1 protein-coding gene is annotated in these 2,432 nt (G+C 65.1%); it reads right to left on the bottom strand.

The features are described 5' to 3' along the window. Window positions 1-107: 107 nt before the first annotated feature. The gene (locus ACGFIZ_RS34150; protein WP_393427428.1) at window positions 108-1,895 is read right to left on the bottom strand and encodes a reverse transcriptase domain-containing protein; all 1,788 of its coding nucleotides are present in this window, start codon (window positions 1,893-1,895) and stop codon (window positions 108-110) included. Between the last annotated feature and the right edge of the window lie 537 nt (window positions 1,896-2,432).

Below are 2,432 nucleotides of genomic sequence, written 5' to 3'. Positions count from 1 at the left end.
CCGAGTGAAGTGGGCCGCCAGCGAGGTGCCCGTGGTGTGGGTCCTTTTCTGTCGGCCTCTTCCCGAACCGTGCTGGTCGGTTTCCCTGACACACGGCTCTCCAGTGGTCAGTTCCGGAGGGATGCGCCATTCCGGCCGGCGTGGATGTCCTCGTGGCAGGTCCGGCAGATGACCAGGGTCTTGCGGCGCCGTTTCGCCATGAGGTGCACCCATGCGGGTTTGTCGGGCCGGTCGTGACGGTTGAGGTCGGCGAGTTTTCGCAGGTGGTGGACTTCCAACCTGTCAGTGGACTCGCAGAGCTCGCATTGTCCGGCCAGCAGCCGGTGGATCAGTTCGTTGCGTTTGGCGCTGGCCATGATCGGTGACTGGTCGGTCAGGACTGCAGCGCGTTGGCGGCGTAGCGGGATTCCGCCGAAGCGGGCGACCAGTGGCCTCCTGCCCCGGTCCCGGGGGACGGTGACCTGGAAACAGGTCCGTGGCCCGTCGGGGGTGCCGATGACCGTCTTGTACTTGGCCGCCACCTTCGTGACGGTGGACCGGTGTTTGCCTGCGAGGGTCTTGAGCATCGAGGTCTCCATGACCCAGCGCAGGGTGTCCAGGCGGAACACGTCCTGGGCGAGCAGGTAGTACTGGACCAGGCCCCGGTACTCGGCCTGGTACTTCGCGACGATGGTGAAGTCGTCGTCGTGAAGCAGCGCACCGCGTTGAGCGGGTTTGCCTTCGCGCAGGTAGTTCGCGCATCGCTGCCTGATGACGTCGCGGGGCACGAACAATCCGATCGCTCCGTTGACCGCTCGGCGGCCTCGGGTGATCTTCGTGTCCGAGTGTTGCGTCTTGATCTCGTAGCCGAGGAACCGCGCCGCCTGGCTGGTGGCGTGGGTGATCAACGTTTTGGACGGCGACAGTTCCAGCCTGAGCTGGTCACGCAGGAACGCCGCGATCCTCACCTTGATCTGTTCGGCTTCGTGCCTCGGTCCGGCGAACCCGAGTAGCCAGTCGTCGGCGTAGCGCACATACCGAAGTCGTCGATAGTCCGGATCGTTGGGGTCCTGGCTCGGTATCCGGCGGCGGCGCTGCATGAGCAGCCGGACCGCGGCACGGTCACCGTGACGTCGGGCCTTCGCGATCTGATCGACAACGACCTGGTAGGCGCGGTTACGCCGACGCCGGCCGCCTCGATGGTATTCAGGCAGCAGAGTCTGCTCGACGAAGGTGTCCAGCCGGTCCAGGTAGATGTTCGACAGGATCGGTGATGCCACGCCACCCTGCGGCGCACCGCTGAGCGTGGCATGCCACCGCCAGTCCTGCAGATACCCGGCCGTGAGCATGTTGGACACCAGCCGCAGGAACCGGCCATCATGGATCTTCTCCGCCAGGATCGAGCCCATGACCTGATGGTCAAGGGAGCCGAAGCAGTCGGAGATGTCACCCTCGATGAACCAGTGTGTGCCTTTCCAGACCTCGACCACCTCACTCAACGCGGTGTGGCAGCCCCGGCCCGGACGGAAACCGTGTGAACGGTCGGAGAACTGGACGTCGTAGTACGCCTCCAACAGCAGACGCACCACCTCGGCGACCAGCTTGTCCGACCACGTCGGCAGGCCCAGCGGGCGTTTCTTCCCGTTGCTCTTCGGGATGTGGACCCGCTTGACCGGCCGCCATCGGTAGCGTTCCCGACGCAGGACGTCGATGATCGCCTCAATCTTGGCCAGTGACATGCCGTCTACGGTCTCCGGCGTGACTCCCGGCGTCATCGCACCCGTGTTGGCGTAGATGCGCCCGTAAGCCAGCAGGAACAACTGCGGATTGAACAGTTGCCGATACAGCCTCTCCAACGGCAGGCCCCGCCTGCCGCGTTCCCGGATGACGTCCAGCACCGTTGCGGCGTTCCGCATCACGCGTACCTCCCTTCGCTGAACATCGTGATCACCTGTGCCCCTTCGCCCTGCGGCCCGGCTTTCCCGGCCTCCCTGGCGGGTCGTGACTCCCGCGACTACTACGGGCACTCCGTCGCCGTAGGACTCGCGTCCCGTAGGCGATCCCGTGGTACGTCTTCGTCATACGTATCGAGCCCGACGTAGGCCGCCCACTCATCCCCTCACCCGCCCTCGCTGGACGGTGCCCCACGCCGTGGAGGTTGCGACGACCTCCGGGTTCATGCCGTCGCACGACGCGGCATCGGTTTCAAGCGTCATTCCGATGGATGCGCACATTCATCGCTGGGGATTGGACTTCAAGCAATCCAGCCTTGGCCATATCAGGCGGGTCCCGAAGCGCATCGCCCTGGACGCCTCCAGACGACCGCCGCGTTTCCGGCATGCTCTTGTCCCCTCACGCTTTCGCGCTACAGGTAAGCCGGCAGACCCAGGAACCTCCCTCCAGTTCCTCCCCGCTGCACGGGGGATACAACGAAGCGCCTCACGGCGCACACC

This window comes from Micromonospora sp. NPDC048830, assembly GCF_043198215.1.
Taxonomy (GTDB): Bacteria; Actinomycetota; Actinomycetes; order Mycobacteriales; family Micromonosporaceae; genus Micromonospora.
The sequence above is the reverse complement of the archived record's forward strand: the minus strand, read 5'-3'. Positions and strand labels throughout refer to the sequence as shown.